The following is a 15,944-nucleotide window of genomic DNA, read 5'->3' on the forward strand; positions in this document are numbered from 1 at the left end:
CCCGGCCCCACCCGCCCCCCCCCACCCTTCATACCCCCCCCCCCTCCCGGCCCCCCAATCGTTGGGCCCCCCCCGCGGCACGGCCCCCCGGCCCCGGGGCCCAGTCCGGCACAGCGCAGTGAAGCAGGAACCCACCGAGACGGTCGGATGACCGTGGTGGGAATCCCCGCCCCTTGGGGCGGGGAGCGGAAGTCACCAGCCGCGCTCGCGCCACTCGTCGAGGTGCGGGCGCTCCGCGCCGAGGGTGGTGTCGTTGCCGTGGCCGGGGTAGACCCAGGCCTCGTCCGGCAGCACGTCGAAGATCTTCTCGGTGACGTCCCGGAACAGGCTCTTGAAGGCCTCCGGGTCGCCCCAGGTGTTGCCGACGCCGCCCGGGAAGAGGCAGTCGCCGGTGAAGACGTGGGGGTGGCCCTGGGGGTCGTCGTAGACCAGCACGATCGCGCCGGGGGTGTGCCCGACCAGGTGCCGGACGGTGAGCTCGACCTCGCCGACCCGTAGCCGGTCGCCGTCGGCGAGCAGCAGCTCGGTGGGCACGTCGATGCCCTCGGCGTCGTGCTCCCCGGCCGCGGTGCGGGCGCCGGTGGCGGCGACCACCTCGGCCAGCGCGCCCCAATGGTCCTGGTGGCGGTGGGTGGTGACCACGGTCGCGAGGTCGTCCCCGACGGTCTCCAGCAGCACCGGGGCGTCCGCGGCCGCGTCGATCAGCAACTGCTCGTCGGTGGCCCGGCAGCGCAGCAGGTAGGCGTTGTTGTCGTACGGGCCCACGGCCACCTTGGTGATGATCAGGTGGGCCAGCTCCCGCACGTCCGGCGGCCCGCCGACCTTGACCGCTCCGTGGTACGTCATCCGTCCGCTCCTCGTCCGGGTCCGGCTACTACAGGGTTCAGGATCATCCTCGCGCCGTCAGCCCATCGGGGGAAGCTGGGGGAGCGCGGTGTCGGGGGTGCGGCGCAGGTCGGCGCCGTCGGAGCGGCCGGAGAGCCAGGCGGCGAGGGCGCGAACCGGACCGGTGACGGTCGGGCCGGTCCCGGCCGAGGCGGCGCCGATCACGGCCCGGTCGTCGGTGTCCTCGGCGACGAGTTCGACGGTGGGCAGGTCGTCGGCTCCGGCCAGGGTGACGGCGAGCCTGCGGAACTGCGCCACCGCGAAGGACTCCGTCCACTGCGCCGGGGTGTAGCCGCCGTCGAGGTCGACGTGGTGGTACTCCAGCTCCAGCAGGCGCTTGAGCGGGATCTCGTGGGCCGGGAAGACGTACCCGGAGCGGTGCTTGACCCCCACCGCCCATGCCTCGGCGTCCATCAGCGCGGCCGCCGCCGCGAAGCGCTCGTGCGAGGCCCGCAGGTCGGCGAGCTGGACGTCCAGCGGGCGGGGGGCGTCGCGCTCGATGTCCTGGTCGCGGGCCTCGTTACCGGCGTACTGGGGGATGTCGGTGCCGGTGCGGGCGCCGGTCAGCAGGTTGACCAGGGAGTCCGCGTTGCGGGAGAGGTGGGCGAGCACGTGGCCGCGGGTCCAGCCGGGGAGCGCGGAGGGCTCGGCGACGGCGTCGGGTTCCAGCTCGGCGACGGTCTTCAGCATGGCCCGGGTGCTGTCCTCGACCAGGGCCAGCCGCTCGGCGGCCAGGGCGGTTGCGGACTGCGGGTCGGTCATCGGATCTGCCTTCTGTACGGGACGGCGCGTTGCCCGGAGCGGGCCCCGCTCGTTGACCAACCGACGCTACCGCCGAATCCGAGCCCTGAGCAGGGGCTTTTTCGGTCCGGGTACGGACGGTCGAACCGGGGCCCTCACTCGTTCGGGTGGACTCCGCTGGACAAAGTCGAGATTCGAACGTCTGAGCTATAGGCTGGCTGCCGCATCCTGGAAGAAGAACACCCCACACACCGCAAGCCCTCTCGTCCGGAGAAAGGCGCCAGAAGCAGTGGCCGACCGCCTCATCGTCCGCGGTGCTCGCGAGCACAACCTCAAGAACGTCTCGCTCGACCTGCCCCGCGACTCCCTCATCGTCTTCACGGGCCTCTCCGGCTCCGGCAAGTCCTCGCTCGCCTTCGACACGATCTTCGCCGAAGGCCAGCGCCGCTACGTCGAGTCGCTGTCCTCCTACGCCCGTCAGTTCCTCGGGCAGATGGACAAGCCCGACGTGGACTTCATCGAGGGCCTCTCCCCGGCCGTCTCGATCGACCAGAAGTCCACCAACCGCAACCCCCGTTCGACCGTCGGCACCATCACCGAGGTCTACGACTACCTGCGCCTGCTGTTCGCCCGGATCGGCAAGCCGCACTGCCCGCACTGCGGCCGCCCGATCGCCAAGCAGTCGCCGCAGGCGATCGTCGACAAGGTGCTGGAGCTCGCAGAGGGCACCCGCTTCCAGGTGCTCAGCCCGGTGGTGCGCGAGCGCAAGGGCGAGTTCGTCGACCTCTTCGCCGACCTCCAGTCCAAGGGCTACTCGCGCGCCCGGGTCGACGGCGAGACGATCCAGCTCGCCGAGCCGCCGAAGCTGAAGAAGCAGGAGAAGCACACCGTCGAGGTGGTCATCGACCGCCTGACCGTCAAGGAGAGCGCCAAGCGGCGGCTCACCGACTCGGTGGAGACGGCCCTGCGGCTCTCCGGCGGCATGGTCGTGCTCGACTTCGTCGACCTCCCCGAGGGCGACCCGGAGCGCGAGAAGATGTACTCCGAGCACCTCTACTGCCCGTACGACGACGTGTCGTTCGAGGAGCTGGAGCCGCGCTCGTTCTCCTTCAACTCGCCGTTCGGCGCCTGCCCGGACTGCTCGGGCCTGGGCAACCGGATGGAGGTCGACCCGGAGCTGGTCGTGCCGGACGTCGAGCGCTCGCTGGACGAGGGCGCGATCCACCCGTGGTCGGCCGGGCACGCCAAGGAGTACTTCCAGCGCCTGATCGACGCGCTCGGCGAGGAGCTCGGCTTCCGCACCGACATCCCCTGGGCCGGGCTGCCCGCCCGCGCCAAGAAGGCGCTGATGTACGGGCACAAGCACCAGGTGCAGGTCCGCTACCGCAACCGCTTCGGCCGCGAGCGCTCGTACAGCACGGGCTTCGAGGGCGCCGTCCCGTTCATCCAGCGCCGGCACACCGAGGCGGAGAGCGACAGCAGTCGCGAGCGCTTCGAGGGCTACATGCGCGAGGTGCCCTGCCCGACCTGCCAGGGCACCCGGCTCAAGCCGGTGGTGCTCGCGGTCACCGTCGAGGAGAAGTCGATCGCCGACGTCTCGTCGATGTCGATCAGCGACTGCGCCGAGTTCCTGGGCGCGATGAAGCTCAACGACCGGGACAAGCAGATCGCCGAGCGGGTGCTCAAGGAGGTCAACGAGCGGCTGCGCTTCCTGGTCGACGTCGGCCTGGACTACCTCTCCCTGGACCGCGCGGCCGGCACCCTGTCCGGCGGCGAGGCCCAGCGCATCCGGTTGGCCACCCAGATCGGCTCCGGCCTGGTCGGCGTGCTCTACGTGCTGGACGAGCCGTCCATCGGCCTGCACCAGCGGGACAACCACCGGCTGATCGAGACGCTGGTGCGGCTGCGCGACATCGGCAACACCCTGATCGTGGTCGAGCACGACGAGGACACCATCAAGACCGCGGACTGGGTGGTGGACATCGGCCCGGGCGCCGGCGAGCACGGCGGCAAGGTGGTGCACTCCGGCGCGTTGAAGGGGCTGCTGACCAACAAGGAGTCGCTGACCGGGCAGTACCTCTCCGGCAAGCGCTCCATCCCGATCCCGGCCGCCCGTCGCGACCGGGACAAGAAGCGCCAGCTGACGGTGCACGGCGCCCGCGAGCACAACCTCAAGGACGTCACGGTCGGCTTCCCGCTCGGCACCTTCACGGCGATCACCGGCGTCTCCGGCTCCGGCAAGTCGACGCTGGTCAACGACATCCTGTACACCCACCTCGCCCGGGAGCTGAACGGCGCCCGCAGCGTGCCCGGCCGGCACACCCGGATCACCGGCACCGACCTGGTGGACAAGGTGGTGCACGTCGACCAGTCGCCGATCGGCCGCACCCCGCGGTCCAACCCGGCCACCTACACCGGGGTGTTCGACCACGTCCGCCGGCTCTTCGCGGAGACCCAGGAGGCCAAGGTCCGGGGCTACCTGCCCGGCCGGTTCTCCTTCAACGTCAAGGGCGGCCGCTGCGAGAACTGCACCGGTGACGGCACCATCAAGATCGAGATGAACTTCCTGCCGGACGTCTACGTCCCGTGCGAGGTGTGCCACGGAGCCCGGTACAACCGGGAGACGCTGGAGGTGCACTACAAGGGCAAGTCCATCGCCGAGGTGCTGGACATGCCGATCGAGGAGGGGCTGGCCTTCTTCGAGGCCGTCCCGGCGATCGCCCGCCACCTGCGGACGCTCAACGACGTCGGCCTCGGCTACGTTCGGCTCGGCCAGTCCGCGCCGACGCTCTCCGGCGGCGAGGCGCAGCGCGTCAAGCTCGCCTCCGAGCTGCAGAAGCGGTCCACCGGGCGGACGGTCTACGTGCTGGACGAGCCCACCACCGGCCTGCACTTCGAGGACATCAGCAAGCTGATCAAGGTGCTCAGCGGGCTGGTCGACAAGGGCAACACGGTGATCGTGATCGAGCACAACCTCGACGTGATCAAGACCGCCGACTGGGTCGTGGACATGGGCCCCGAGGGCGGCTCCGGCGGCGGCACGGTGGTCGCCGAGGGCACCCCGGAGCAGATCGCGGCCGTCTCGGAGAGCCACACCGGCAAGTTCCTGCGGGACATCCTGCCGGGCGACTTCGCGGACGCCCCGGTGGCCGCGCCCGCCAGGAAGGCACCGGCCAAGAAGGCGGCCGCCAAGAAGGCCCCGAGCAAGCGGGCCGTCGCGGCGAAGAAGTGACCCGACCGCCCTGCCGCTCCCGGGATGTTCCGGGAGCGGCAGGGCGCGCGCGGCATAGACTTCCGTGGTCCCTCGCAGCAGCAGCAACCGTAGGAGCGCACCGATGTCCGAGGCCCCCGAGACCAGCCCCGCCACCTCCCGCCGCACCCTGCTCTGCGGCGCCGCGGCCGTGCTGGCGGCCGGCGGCGCCGTGGCGGTCAGCGGCTGCGGCTCCTCGGCCGGTTCCGGCGGCTCCTCGGACAAGAGCGGCACCGCCAAGGGCCCGGTGGACCTCGGTCCGGCCTCGGCGGTGCCGGAGGGCGGCGGCAAGGTGTTCCGCGAGCAGAAGGTCGTGGTGACCCAGCCGGCCGCCGGCCAGTACAAGGCCTTCAGTGCCAAGTGCACCCACGCCGGCTGCATCGTCGACCAGGTCAAGAACCAGCAGATCCAGTGCCCCTGCCACGGCAGCCGCTTCGCCATCGCCGACGGCGCGGTGCAGGACGGCCCGGCCCCCAGCCCGCTGCCCGCCTACACCGTCACGGTCGAGGGCGGGAACCTCAAGGTGACCCCGAGCTGAAGCAGTTGAGCGCTTCCCGATCGAACCCGTCCCCGCGGCCCCGACCGCACTCGGTACGGTGGACCCATGGCTGACCCGAGCACCTACCGCCCGGCGCCGGGGGCGATCCCGACCTCCCCGGGCGTCTACAAGTTCCGTGACGCCCACGGCCGGGTCATCTACGTCGGCAAGGCCAAGAGTCTGCGGCCGCGGCTGTCGTCCTACTTCCAGGACCTCGCCGGACTGCACCCGCGCACCGCGACCATGGTCACCACCGCCGCCTCGGTGGAGTGGACCGTGGTCGCCACCGAGGTCGAGGCGCTCCAGCTGGAGTACTCCTGGATCAAGGAGTTCGACCCCCGGTTCAACGTCAAGTACCGCGACGACAAGAGCTATCCGGAACTCGCCGTCACCCTCGACGAGGAGTACCCGAGGGTCCAGGTGATGCGCGGGGCGCACAAGAAGGGCGTGCGCTACTTCGGCCCGTACGGGCACGCCTGGGCGATCCGCGAGACGGTCGACCTGCTGCTGCGCGTCTTCCCCGTCCGCACCTGCTCCAACGGCGTGTTCAAGCGCGCCCGGCAGGTCGGCCGCCCCTGCCTGCTCGGCTACATCGGCAAGTGCGCCGCACCCTGCGTCGGCAAGGTCTCGGCGGACGAACACCGGGCGCTGGCCGAGGACTTCTGCGACTTCATGGCCGGGCGCACCGGCAACTACCTGCGCCGGCTGGAAGAGCAGATGCAGGAGGCCGCCGTCGAGATGGAGTACGAGAAGGCGGCCCGGCTGCGGGACGACATCGGCGCCCTCAAGCGCGCGATGGAGAAGAACGCCATCGTGCTCGCCGACGCCACCGACGCCGACCTGCTGGCCGTCGCCGAGGACGAACTCGAGGCCGCCGTCCAGATCTTCCACGTCCGCGGCGGCCGGGTGCGCGGCCAGCGCGGCTGGGTCACCGACAAGGTCGAGGACGTCGACACCGCCGGCCTGGTCGAGCACGCGCTCCAGCAGCTCTACGGCAACGCCGCCGCGGACGAGCGCAACGAGTCCGTCCCGCGCGAGGTGCTCGTCCCGGCGCTGCCCGAACCGGCGGCCCCGGTCCGGGAGTGGCTCAGCGGACTGCGCGGCAGCCAGGTCGACCTGCGCGTCCCGCAGCGCGGCGACAAGAAGGACCTGATGGCCACCGTGCAGCGCAACGCCCAGCAGGCGCTGGCGCTGCACAAGACCAAGCGCGCCTCCGACCTCACCACCCGCAGCCGCGCCCTCCAGGAGATCGCCGACGCGCTGGAGCTGGACTCCGTCCCGCTGCGCATCGAGTGCTACGACATCTCCCACCTCCAGGGCGAGGACGTGGTCGCGTCCATGGTCGTCTTCGAGGACGGCCTGGCCCGCAAGAGCGAGTACCGGCGCTTCCAGATCAAGGGCTTCGCGGGCCAGGACGACGTCCGCTCGATGCACGAGGTGATCAGCCGGCGCTTCCGCCGCTACCTCCAGGAGCGCGAGCAGACCGGCGAGTGGGCCGTCCCCGAGGAGGACGAGCCCGAGTCCGGCACCGTCAACGGCACCCGCGACGAGGAGGGCCGCCCCAAGCGCTTCGCCTACCCGCCGCAGCTGCTGGTGGTCGACGGCGGCCAGCCGCAGGTCGCCGCCGCCCAGCGCGCCCTGGAGGAACTGGGCATCGACGACGTCGCGCTGTGCGGCCTGGCCAAGCGCCTGGAGGAGGTCTGGCTGCCCGGCGAGGACGACCCGGTCGTGCTGCCCCGCTCCAGCGAGGGCCTCTACCTGCTCCAGCGGGTGCGCGACGAGGCCCACCGTTTCGCGATCGGCTACCAGCGCGCCAAGCGTTCCAAGCGACTCACCGCCGGGGAACTGGACTCCGTCCCGGGCCTCGGCGAGACTCGCCGCCGGGCGCTGCTCAAGCACTTCGGCTCGCTGAAGAAGCTCCGGGCCGCCACCGTCGACGAGATCTGCGCGGTACCCGGCATCGGGCGCCGCACCGCGGAGACTGTTGCGGCGGCGTTGGCGTCCCGTACACCCGCCGCACCCGCGGTCAACACCGCGACCGGCGAGATCATCGAGGACGGGGTCGACCAGGCCGCCGAGCCGGTGGCCGCAGCACCCCAGACCGCACCATCCCAGGAGACGCCATGACGGCCGACGCCGCCCGTCCGTCGGCGCGCCCCGACCCCGCCCGCCTGTCCGGGCCGGGGAAGGGCGGCCGTGCCGTGCGCGTTCTCCCCAGCAGAAAGACCGAGAGCGGGGAACCGAAGTGACCGTGTCAGACGTGGCCGAGAACGCGCCGGAGCTGGTGATCATCTCCGGCATGTCCGGAGCCGGCCGTTCCACTGCCGCGAAGTGCCTGGAGGACCTGGGCTGGTTCGTGGTGGACAACCTGCCGCCGGCCCTGATCCCGACCATGGTCGACCTGGGCGCCCGCTCCCAGGGCAACGTCGCCCGGATCGGCGTGGTCGTGGACGTCCGCGGCCGGCAGTTCTTCGACGACCTGCTCACCTCGCTCGACGAGCTGGAGAAGCGCGGTGTCCGCCTCCAGGTGGTCTTCCTGGACTCCTCCGACGACGCCCTGGTGCGCCGCTTCGAGAGCGTGCGCCGCCCGCACCCGCTGCAGGCCGACGGCCGGATCGTGGACGGCATCGCCCAGGAGCGCGACCTGCTGCGCGACCTGCGCGGTGAGGCCGACCTGGTGATCGACACCTCCAACCTCAACGTGCACCAGCTGCGCGCCAAGCTGGACGCCCAGTTCGCCGACCACGACGAGCCCGAGCTGCGGGCCACCGTGATGTCCTTCGGCTTCAAGTACGGCCTGCCGGTCGACGCGGACCTCGTGGTGGACTGCCGCTTCCTGCCCAACCCGCACTGGGTGCCCGAGCTGCGGGCCCGCACCGGCACCGACGCGGACGTCGCCGACTACGTGTTCCAGCAGCCCGGGGCCAACGAGTTCCTGGACGGCTACGCCCAGCTGCTGCGCATCATCACCGAGGGCTACCGGCGGGAGGGGAAGCGCTACATGACGCTTGCCGTAGGCTGCACCGGTGGCAAGCACCGTAGCGTCGCCATGTCCGAGCGTCTGACCAAGCGTCTCATCGCCGACGGAGTCGAGACGGTGCTCGTCCACCGTGACATGGGACGGGAGTAACCGCCGCCTTCCCTGCCGGGCCGCCGGCGGAGCCGGTGGCGGGGCTCAGGAACGCGAGGTGATTGTGGCGGGATACGTGCCCGGGCGGCAGCCGCAGAGCAGGACCGGCGAACGGGCGGGCAGCCCGTCGCCGAACCGTCCGCGGAGCAGTCCCGCCCGGGCCAATCCGGCCCCCAGGATCACCGCGCTCGGCGGCGGCCAGGGCCTGTCCGCCTCGCTGTCGGCGCTGCGCCGGCTCACCAGCGACCTCACCGCAGTGGTCACCGTCGCCGACGACGGCGGCTCCAGCGGGCGGCTGCGCGAGGAACTGGGCGTGCTGCCGCCCGGGGACCTGCGCAAGGCGCTGGCCGCGCTGTGCGGGGACGACGACTGGGGCCGCACCTGGTCCGAGGTGATCCAGCAGCGCTTCACCGGTAACGGCGAGCTGGGCGGCCACGCGGTCGGCAACCTGCTGATCGTCGCCCTCTGGGAGAAGCTCGGCGACCCGGTGGCGGCGCTGGACTGGGTCGGCCGGCTGCTGAACGTCCAGGGGCGGGTGCTGCCGATGTCGGCGGTGCCGCTGGACATCGAGGCCACCGTGCGCGGCCACGACCCGGACCGCCCGGCCGAGGTCTCGGCCGTCCGCGGCCAGGCCAGCGTCGCGGTCACCCCCGGCACCGTGCAGTCGATCCGGCTGCTGCCGGACGGGCCGCCCGCCGTCCCGGAGGCGGTCACCGCGGTCCAGGAGGCGGACTGGGTGGTGCTCGGCCCCGGCTCCTGGTTCACCAGCGTGCTGCCGCACCTGCTGGTGCCCGACCTGGCCAAGGCACTGGTCGAGACCCGCGCCCGCCGCCTGCTCACCCTGAACCTGGCCCCCCAGCCCGGCGAGACCGAGGGCTTCACCCCCCAGCGCCACCTGGAGGTCATCGCCGACCACGCCCCCGACCTCGCGGTCGATGCGATCCTGGTGGACGAGCGCGCCGTCACGGGCGGCGCCTTCGGCCAGGCGGACCTGGCCGGTTTGGCGAAGGCCGCCGAGCGGATGGGCGCGGCTCTGGTGCTCGGCACGGTGGCCCGCGCCGACGGCACCCCGCGACACGACCCGGAGCTGTTGGCAGCCGCGTACGACCGGATTTTCCGGACACATGGAAGGATCGGGCCATGGCGATGACTCCAGCGGTGAAGGACGAGATCAGCCGGCTCCCGGTCACCCGGGCCTGCTGTCGCAAGGCGGAGGTGTCGGCGATCCTGCGGTTCGCGGGCGGGCTGCACATCGTGAGCGGCCGCATCGTGATCGAGGCGGAGCTGGACACCGGGGCGGCGGCACGGCGGCTGCGCAAGGACCTGCTGGAGATCTTCGGGCACTCCTCCGACCTCGTGGTGATGGCTCCCGGCGGGCTGCGGCGCGGCAGCCGCTTCGTCGTCCGGGTGGTCAAGGACGGTGAGCTGCTGGCCCGCCAGACCGGCCTGGTCGACGGCCGCGGCCGGCCGATCCGGGGCCTGCCCCCGGCAGTCGTCTCCGGCGCCACCTGCGACGCCGAGGCGGCCTGGCGCGGCGCCTTCCTCGCCCACGGCTCGCTCACCGAGCCGGGCCGTTCCTCCTCGCTGGAGATCACCTGCCCCGGCTCCGAGGCGGCGCTGGCGCTGGTCGGCGCGGCCCGCAGGCTCGGCATCCCGGCCAAGGCCCGCGAGGTGCGCGGGGTGGACCGGGTGGTCATCCGCGACGGCGACGCCATCGGCGCGCTGCTGACCCGGCTCGGCGCCCACGAGTCGGTGCTCGCCTGGGAGGAGCGCCGGATGCGCCGCGAGGTCCGGGCCACCGCCAACCGGCTCGCCAACTTCGACGACGCCAACCTGCGCCGCTCGGCCCGCGCCGCGGTGGCGGCCGGTGCCCGGGTGCAGCGCGCACTGGAGATCCTCGGCGAGGAGGTGCCGGAGCACCTGGCCGCGGCCGGCCAGCTGCGGATGCAGCACAAGCAGGCCTCGCTGGAGGAGCTGGGCGCCCTCGCCGACCCGCCGCTGACCAAGGACGCGGTGGCCGGCCGGATCCGCCGCCTGCTGGCGATGGCCGACAAGCGCGCCGCCGAGCTCGGCCTGCCGAGCACCGAGGCCAACCTGACCGACGAGATGGCGCTGAACTGAGGTGACCTACTGCGGCCGGTGTCCGGATTCCGGGCACCGGCCGCAGTCGTGTCCGGGACCGGCCGGAGAACCAAAATTGGTCAAGACCACTTGACCAGGACCAACGGGCCGGGCGGGCAAGGGCGGAAGGCCCCGGAAGACGCCACGCCACGTCTTGCCAGGTGGCGCGATGTGCCCTCCCAGGGTCCGGAGAGGTAGGGTCGTAGGCGGTCGGGGACTTCCCAAATCTCATCCCCGTCGGCTCAGCGCCGGCGTACCTAACGAGGAGATCGGTTCGTGACGATCCGGGTAGGCATCAACGGCTTCGGCCGCATCGGCCGCAACTTCTTCCGCGCCGTCAAGGCCCAGGGCGCGGACATCGAGATCGTCGGTGTCAACGACCTCACCGACACGAAGACCCTGGCTCACCTGCTCAAGTACGACACCACCCTGGGGACCCTCCAGGCCGAGGTCTCGCACACCGAGGACAGCATCACCGTCGACGGCCACACCTTCAAGGTGACCGCCGAGCGTGACCCGGCCAACCTGCCGTGGGCCGCCCTGGGCGCCGACATCGTCGTCGAGTCCACCGGCATCTTCACCAAGGCCGAGGCCGCGAAGAAGCACCTCGCCGCCGGCGCGAAGAAGGTCATCATCTCGGCGCCCGCCACCGACGAGGACGTCACCATCGTCCTGGGTGTCAACGACGAGAAGTACGACGCCGCCAACCACCACATCATCTCCAACGCCTCCTGCACCACGAACTGCGTGGCGCCGATGGCCAAGGTGCTGAACGAGAGCTTCGGCATCGTCAAGGGTCTGATGACCACCGTCCACGCGTTCACCAACGACCAGGTGACCCTGGACTTCCCGCACAAGGACCTGCGCCGTGCTCGTGCGGCCTCGCAGAACATCATCCCGACCTCGACCGGTGCCGCCAAGGCGACCGCCCTGGTCCTGCCGGAGCTGAAGGGCAAGCTGGACGGCACCTCGCTGCGCGTCCCGGTCCCGACCGGCTCGATCACCGACCTGGTCGTCACCCTCGAGCGCGAGGTCACCAAGGACGAGGTCAACGCGGCTTTCCAGAAGGCCGCGCAGGAGGGCCCGCTCAAGGGCATCCTGGCCTACACGGAGGACCCGATCGTCTCCTCGGACATCGTCAACGACCCGGCCTCGTGCATCTTCGACAGCCAGCTCACCATGGTCCAGGGCAACCAGGTCAAGGTGCTCGGCTGGTACGACAACGAGTGGGGCTACTCGAACCGCGTCGTCGACCTGGTCGCCCTCGTCGGTGGCCAGCTCTGACGCAGTGGGAGCTGACGTGATGTAGGGACGAGGGCCCGGACGGCGAGAACGCGCCGTCCGGGCCCTCGTTCTGCGTACAAGGACTTCTCAGGCGGCCCCTGCGCCGTGCCGCCTCTACGCATCAACCATCTCCCCAGGAGACAGAAGAACCCGTGAAGACCATCGAAGACCTGGACGTCGCCGGCAAGCGCGTCTTCGTGCGCGCCGACCTGAACGTCCCGCTGTCGGACGGCCGGATCACCGACGACGGCCGGATCCGCGCCGTCGCGCCGACCATCGCCAAGCTCGTCGAGCGCGGTGCCAAGGTTGTCGTCGCCTCCCACCTCGGCCGCCCGAAGGGCGCGCCGGACCCGCAGTTCTCGCTCGCCCCGGTGGCCGCGCGCCTCGGCGAGATCCTCGGCAAGCCGGTCGCCTTCGCCACCGACACCGTGGGCGAGTCCGCCACGGCCGTCGTCGCCGCGCTGGCCGACGGCGAGGTCGCGCTGCTGGAGAACCTGCGCTTCAACGCCGGTGAGACCAGCAAGGACGACGCTGAGCGCAAGGGCTTCGCCGAGCAGCTGGCCGCCCTGGCGGACCTGTACGTCGGTGACGGCTTCGGTGCCGTGCACCGCAAGCACGCCTCCGTCTACGACCTGCCCGGCCTGCTGCCGCACGCCGTCGGTGACCTGATCGCCACCGAGGTCGGCGTGCTGAAGAAGCTGACCGAGGAGGTCGAGCGCCCGTACGTGGTCGTGCTCGGCGGCTCCAAGGTGTCCGACAAGGTCGGCGTGATCGACAACCTGCTCGGCAAGGCCGACCGCATCCTGATCGGCGGCGGCATGGCGTACACCTTCCTGTACGCGCTGGGCAACGAGGTCGGCATCTCGCTGCTGCAGAAGGACCAGGTCGACACCGTCCTGGAGTACCTGGAGCGGGCGAAGCAGAACGGCGTCGAGTTCGTGCTGCCGGTGGACGTCGCGGTCTCCGCGTCCTTCCCCGACACGAAGACCCACCGGCCGGTCGAGGACTTCGAGATCGTCGACGCGGACAAGATCCCCGCGGAGAAGGAGGGCCTGGACATCGGCCCGAAGACCCGCGAGCTGTTCGCCTCGAAGCTGGCCGACGCCAAGACGGTGTTCTGGAACGGCCCGGTGGGGGTCTTCGAGCACCCGACCTTCGCCGAGGGCACCAAGGCCGTTGCCCAGGCCCTGGTCGACAGCGACGCGTTCACCGTGGTCGGTGGCGGCGACTCCGCCGCGGCCGTCCGCATCCTGGGCTTCGACGAGACGAAGTTCGGGCACATCTCGACCGGCGGTGGCGCGAGCCTCGAGTACCTGGAGGGCAAGACCCTCCCCGGTCTCGCCGCCCTGGAAGGCTGAAAGCATGACTGAGCGTCTCCCGCTGATGGCGGGCAACTGGAAGATGAACCTCAACCACCTCGAGGCCATCCAGCACACCCAGAAGCTGGCGTTCGCGCTGGCCGACAAGGACTACGAGGCCGTCGAGGTCGCCGTCCTGGTGCCGTTCACCGACCTGCGTTCGGTGCAGACCCTGGTGTTCGGTGACAAGCTGAAGATCAAGTACGGCTCGCAGGACATCTCGCAGCACGACGGCGGCGCCTACACCGGCGAGGTCTCCGGTCCGATGCTGGCCAAGCTGCAGTGCACCTACGCGGTGATCGGCCACTCGGAGCGCCGCCAGTACCACGGCGAGAACGAGGAGATCGTCAACGCCAAGGTCAAGGCCGCCTACCGGGCCGGCGTCACCCCGATCCTGTGCATCGGCGAGCCGCTGGAGATCCGCAAGGCCGGCACCCACGTCGGGTACACCCTGGCCCAGCTGGACGGCGCCCTGGAGGGCGTCCCGGCGGACCAGGCCGAGTCGATCGTGGTCGCGTACGAGCCGGTCTGGGCGATCGGCACCGGCGAGGTGGCCACCCCGGAGGACGCGCAGGAGGTCTGCGGCGCGATCCGGGCGCGGCTCGCCGAGCTGTACTCCGCCGAGCTGGCGGACAAGGTCCGTGTGCTGTACGGCGGTTCGGTCAAGTCGTCGAGCGCGGCCGGCCTGATGGCCAAGCCCGACATCGACGGCGGCCTGGTCGGCGGTGCCTCGCTGGACGCCGAGGAGTTCGTCAAGATCGTGCGCTACCGTGAGCAGGCAGTAGGCTAACGCCGCCGCAGCAACGTAGGCTTTGGGGCCGGACCGCCGTGCGCGGCCCGGCCCCTTCGCGAAGATACGAGAGAGTTGGTCCCGTCGTGGTTCTCGGGTTCTCGATTGCCCTGATCATCTTCAGTGCGCTGATGATCCTCTTGGTGCTGCTGCACAAGGGGAAGGGCGGCGGTCTTTCCGACATGTTCGGCGGTGGCGCGATGTCCACCGGCGGCGGTTCGGCGGTGGCCGAGCGCAACCTGGACCGCATCACCATCGTGGTCGGCATCGGCTGGTTCGCCTGCATCATGGTGCTGGGCCTGGTCCTGAAGTACAAGAGCTGACACAGCCCTGACGCCCCGTCGCCCGAGCGCCTATCCTGGGACGGTCGGGGGCGGAGGCGATGGTGGCGGAACCTTAAGTCCTGCTTACACTAGGACGACTTTCGCCACCGACGCGCACCGCGGCGGGTCGGCGCAACAGCACGCAGGGAGTCAGACCGTGGCAAGTGGCAACGCCATCCGTGGCAGCAGGGTCGGGGCAGGCCCGATGGGGGAGGCGGAGCGCGGCGAGTCCGCTCCGCGCAACAGGATCTCCTTCTGGTGTGCCAACAAGCACGAGACCCGGCCCAGCTTCGCCGCCGAGGCCGTCATCCCGGACACCTGGGACTGCCCGCGCTGCGGATTCCCGGCCGGGCAGGACGAGGACAACCCGCCCGCGCCGTCGCGCAACGAGCCGTACAAGACCCACCTCGCCTACGTCCGGGAGCGGCGCACCGACGCCGACGGGGAGGCGATCCTCGCCGAGGCGCTGGCCAAGCTGCGCGGCGAGATCTGACCGGAGGCGCGTAGAGCGTCGGACCAGCGGAAAGGGCGCCACCGTCGATGACGGCGGCGCCCTTCGGCGTTCTCGCGGACAGACCCTAGGCCGAGGCCGGCGGGTACAGCTGGGGCGGGATCCGCTCGGCGGCGGCGCGGTCCAGCAGCCACAGGGTACGGCTGCGGCCGTACGCGCCGGAGGCGGGGGCCTGCAGTTCGCCGGGTCCGGACAGGGCCAGCGCGACCGCGCCCGCCTTGTCCTCGCCGGCGGCCAGCAGCCAGACCTCACGGGCCGCCCGGATCGCCGGGAGGGTGAGCGAGATCCGGGTCGGCGGGGGCTTGGGGGCCCCGCGCACGCCGATCACGGGCAGCTCGGTCTCCCGCACGCCCGGGTGCTCCGGGAAGAGCGAGGCGACGTGGGTGTCCGGGCCGACGCCGAGCAGCAGCACGTCGAAGGCCGGGACGCCGAACCGGTCGCCCGGTCCGGCGGCCTTCGCCAGCTCCTGCGCGTAGCGGGCGGCCGCCGCCTCCACGTCCGAGCCGTCCACCCCGTCCGAGGCGGGCATCTCGTGCACCCGCGTCGGGTCGAGCGGGACGGCGTCCAGCAGTTCGGCGCGCGCCTGGACGGCGTTGCGGTCCGGATCCGCGGCGGAGACGAAGCGTTCGTCGCCCCACCAGAGGTCCAGCCGGCCCCAGTCGACCGCGTCGCGCGCCGGGGAGGCGGCGATCGCGGCCAGCAGGGCGTTGCCGTTGCGGCCGCCGGTGAGCACCACCGAGGCGGTGCCGCGGGCGGCCTGGGCGTCCACGATCCGGGTGATCAGCCGGGCCGCGGCCGCCTGGGCCATCAGCTCCTTGTCCCGGTGGACGACCAGCTGCGGGGTCGCGGCGGTCATGCGCTGCCCTTGGCGGCGCGCTTGCCCGCGGCCTTCTTCGCGGTGGACTTCTCCACGTCGGCGGTCACCCGGGCCGGGTTGGCCACCGCGGCGTGGGGCGGGCCGGCCCCCCCCCCCCCCACGCCGGGAGGCGCCGGCCCCCCCCCCCCCCCCCCCG

General features: G+C 71.6%; 14 protein-coding genes. 11 read left to right on the top strand and 3 right to left on the bottom strand.

Annotation, left to right across the window (positions count from 1 at the left end; all coding sequences use genetic code 11):
• Nucleotides 1–192: 192 nt before the first annotated feature.
• Nucleotides 193–846 (bottom strand): MBL fold metallo-hydrolase, encoded by a 654-nt coding sequence (locus tag ACFWIS_RS38900; RefSeq protein WP_380462809.1) that lies wholly within the window; start codon nt 844–846, stop codon nt 193–195.
• A gap of 57 nt (nt 847–903) precedes the next feature.
• Complete coding sequence (locus tag ACFWIS_RS38905; protein ID WP_380462811.1) at nt 904–1,647, bottom strand: maleylpyruvate isomerase family mycothiol-dependent enzyme; 744 nt, start codon at nt 1,645–1,647, stop codon at nt 904–906.
• Between the two features lie 268 nt (nt 1,648–1,915).
• Between ACFWIS_RS38905 and uvrA the strand changes: the two genes are divergently transcribed.
• The 11 genes from uvrA to ACFWIS_RS38960 all read left to right on the top strand — a co-directional run bounded on the left by uvrA (nt 1,916) and on the right by ACFWIS_RS38960 (nt 14,913).
• Entirely contained in the window at nt 1,916–4,858 is a 2,943-nt protein-coding gene (gene uvrA / locus ACFWIS_RS38910; RefSeq protein ID WP_380462813.1) for an excinuclease ABC subunit UvrA, read from the top strand.
• A gap of 103 nt (nt 4,859–4,961) precedes the next feature.
• Nucleotides 4,962–5,414, top strand: coding sequence for a Rieske (2Fe-2S) protein (locus ACFWIS_RS38915; RefSeq protein WP_380462815.1), 453 nt, complete (start codon nt 4,962–4,964; stop codon nt 5,412–5,414).
• A 66-nt stretch (nt 5,415–5,480) separates the two neighbouring features.
• The gene (gene uvrC, locus ACFWIS_RS38920) at nt 5,481–7,541 is read left to right on the top strand and encodes an excinuclease ABC subunit UvrC (protein ID WP_380462817.1); all 2,061 of its coding nucleotides are present in this window, start codon (nt 5,481–5,483) and stop codon (nt 7,539–7,541) included.
• A gap of 118 nt (nt 7,542–7,659) precedes the next feature.
• Entirely contained in the window at nt 7,660–8,544 is an 885-nt protein-coding gene (rapZ, locus tag ACFWIS_RS38925; RefSeq protein WP_317621418.1) for an RNase adapter RapZ, read from the top strand.
• A gap of 64 nt (nt 8,545–8,608) precedes the next feature.
• On the top strand, nt 8,609–9,694 hold the full coding sequence (yvcK, locus tag ACFWIS_RS38930; protein WP_380462827.1) for a uridine diphosphate-N-acetylglucosamine-binding protein YvcK: 1,086 nt from the start codon (nt 8,609–8,611) through the stop codon (nt 9,692–9,694).
• Nucleotides 9,685–10,665, top strand: a complete 981-nt coding sequence (gene whiA / locus ACFWIS_RS38935; RefSeq protein WP_188308910.1) for a DNA-binding protein WhiA — start codon at nt 9,685–9,687, stop codon at nt 10,663–10,665. Before yvcK ends, whiA begins: the two co-directional genes overlap by 10 nt.
• 276 nt (nt 10,666–10,941) lie before the next feature.
• Nucleotides 10,942–11,949, top strand: a complete 1,008-nt coding sequence (gap, locus tag ACFWIS_RS38940; protein ID WP_359912922.1) for a type I glyceraldehyde-3-phosphate dehydrogenase — start codon at nt 10,942–10,944, stop codon at nt 11,947–11,949.
• 152 nt (nt 11,950–12,101) lie between these two features.
• Complete coding sequence (locus tag ACFWIS_RS38945; RefSeq protein ID WP_380462819.1) at nt 12,102–13,307, top strand: phosphoglycerate kinase; 1,206 nt, start codon at nt 12,102–12,104, stop codon at nt 13,305–13,307.
• A gap of 4 nt (nt 13,308–13,311) precedes the next feature.
• Nucleotides 13,312–14,097, top strand: a complete 786-nt coding sequence (gene tpiA, locus ACFWIS_RS38950; RefSeq protein WP_380462821.1) for a triose-phosphate isomerase — start codon at nt 13,312–13,314, stop codon at nt 14,095–14,097.
• Nucleotides 14,098–14,183: 86 nt separating this feature from the next.
• Nucleotides 14,184–14,420, top strand: coding sequence for a preprotein translocase subunit SecG (secG, locus tag ACFWIS_RS38955; RefSeq protein WP_380462823.1), 237 nt, complete (start codon nt 14,184–14,186; stop codon nt 14,418–14,420).
• A gap of 157 nt (nt 14,421–14,577) precedes the next feature.
• Nucleotides 14,578–14,913, top strand: a complete 336-nt coding sequence (locus ACFWIS_RS38960) for an RNA polymerase-binding protein RbpA (RefSeq protein ID WP_184938344.1) — start codon at nt 14,578–14,580, stop codon at nt 14,911–14,913.
• 85 nt (nt 14,914–14,998) lie between these two features.
• On the opposite strand, the gene pgl is transcribed toward ACFWIS_RS38960, so the two are convergent.
• Nucleotides 14,999–15,787 (bottom strand): 6-phosphogluconolactonase, encoded by a 789-nt coding sequence (pgl, locus tag ACFWIS_RS38965; RefSeq protein ID WP_380462825.1) that lies wholly within the window; start codon nt 15,785–15,787, stop codon nt 14,999–15,001.
• Nucleotides 15,788–15,944 lie beyond the last annotated feature (157 nt).

The organism is Kitasatospora sp. NPDC127060 (genome assembly GCF_042724935.1).
GTDB lineage: Bacteria > Actinomycetota > Actinomycetes > Streptomycetales > Streptomycetaceae > Kitasatospora.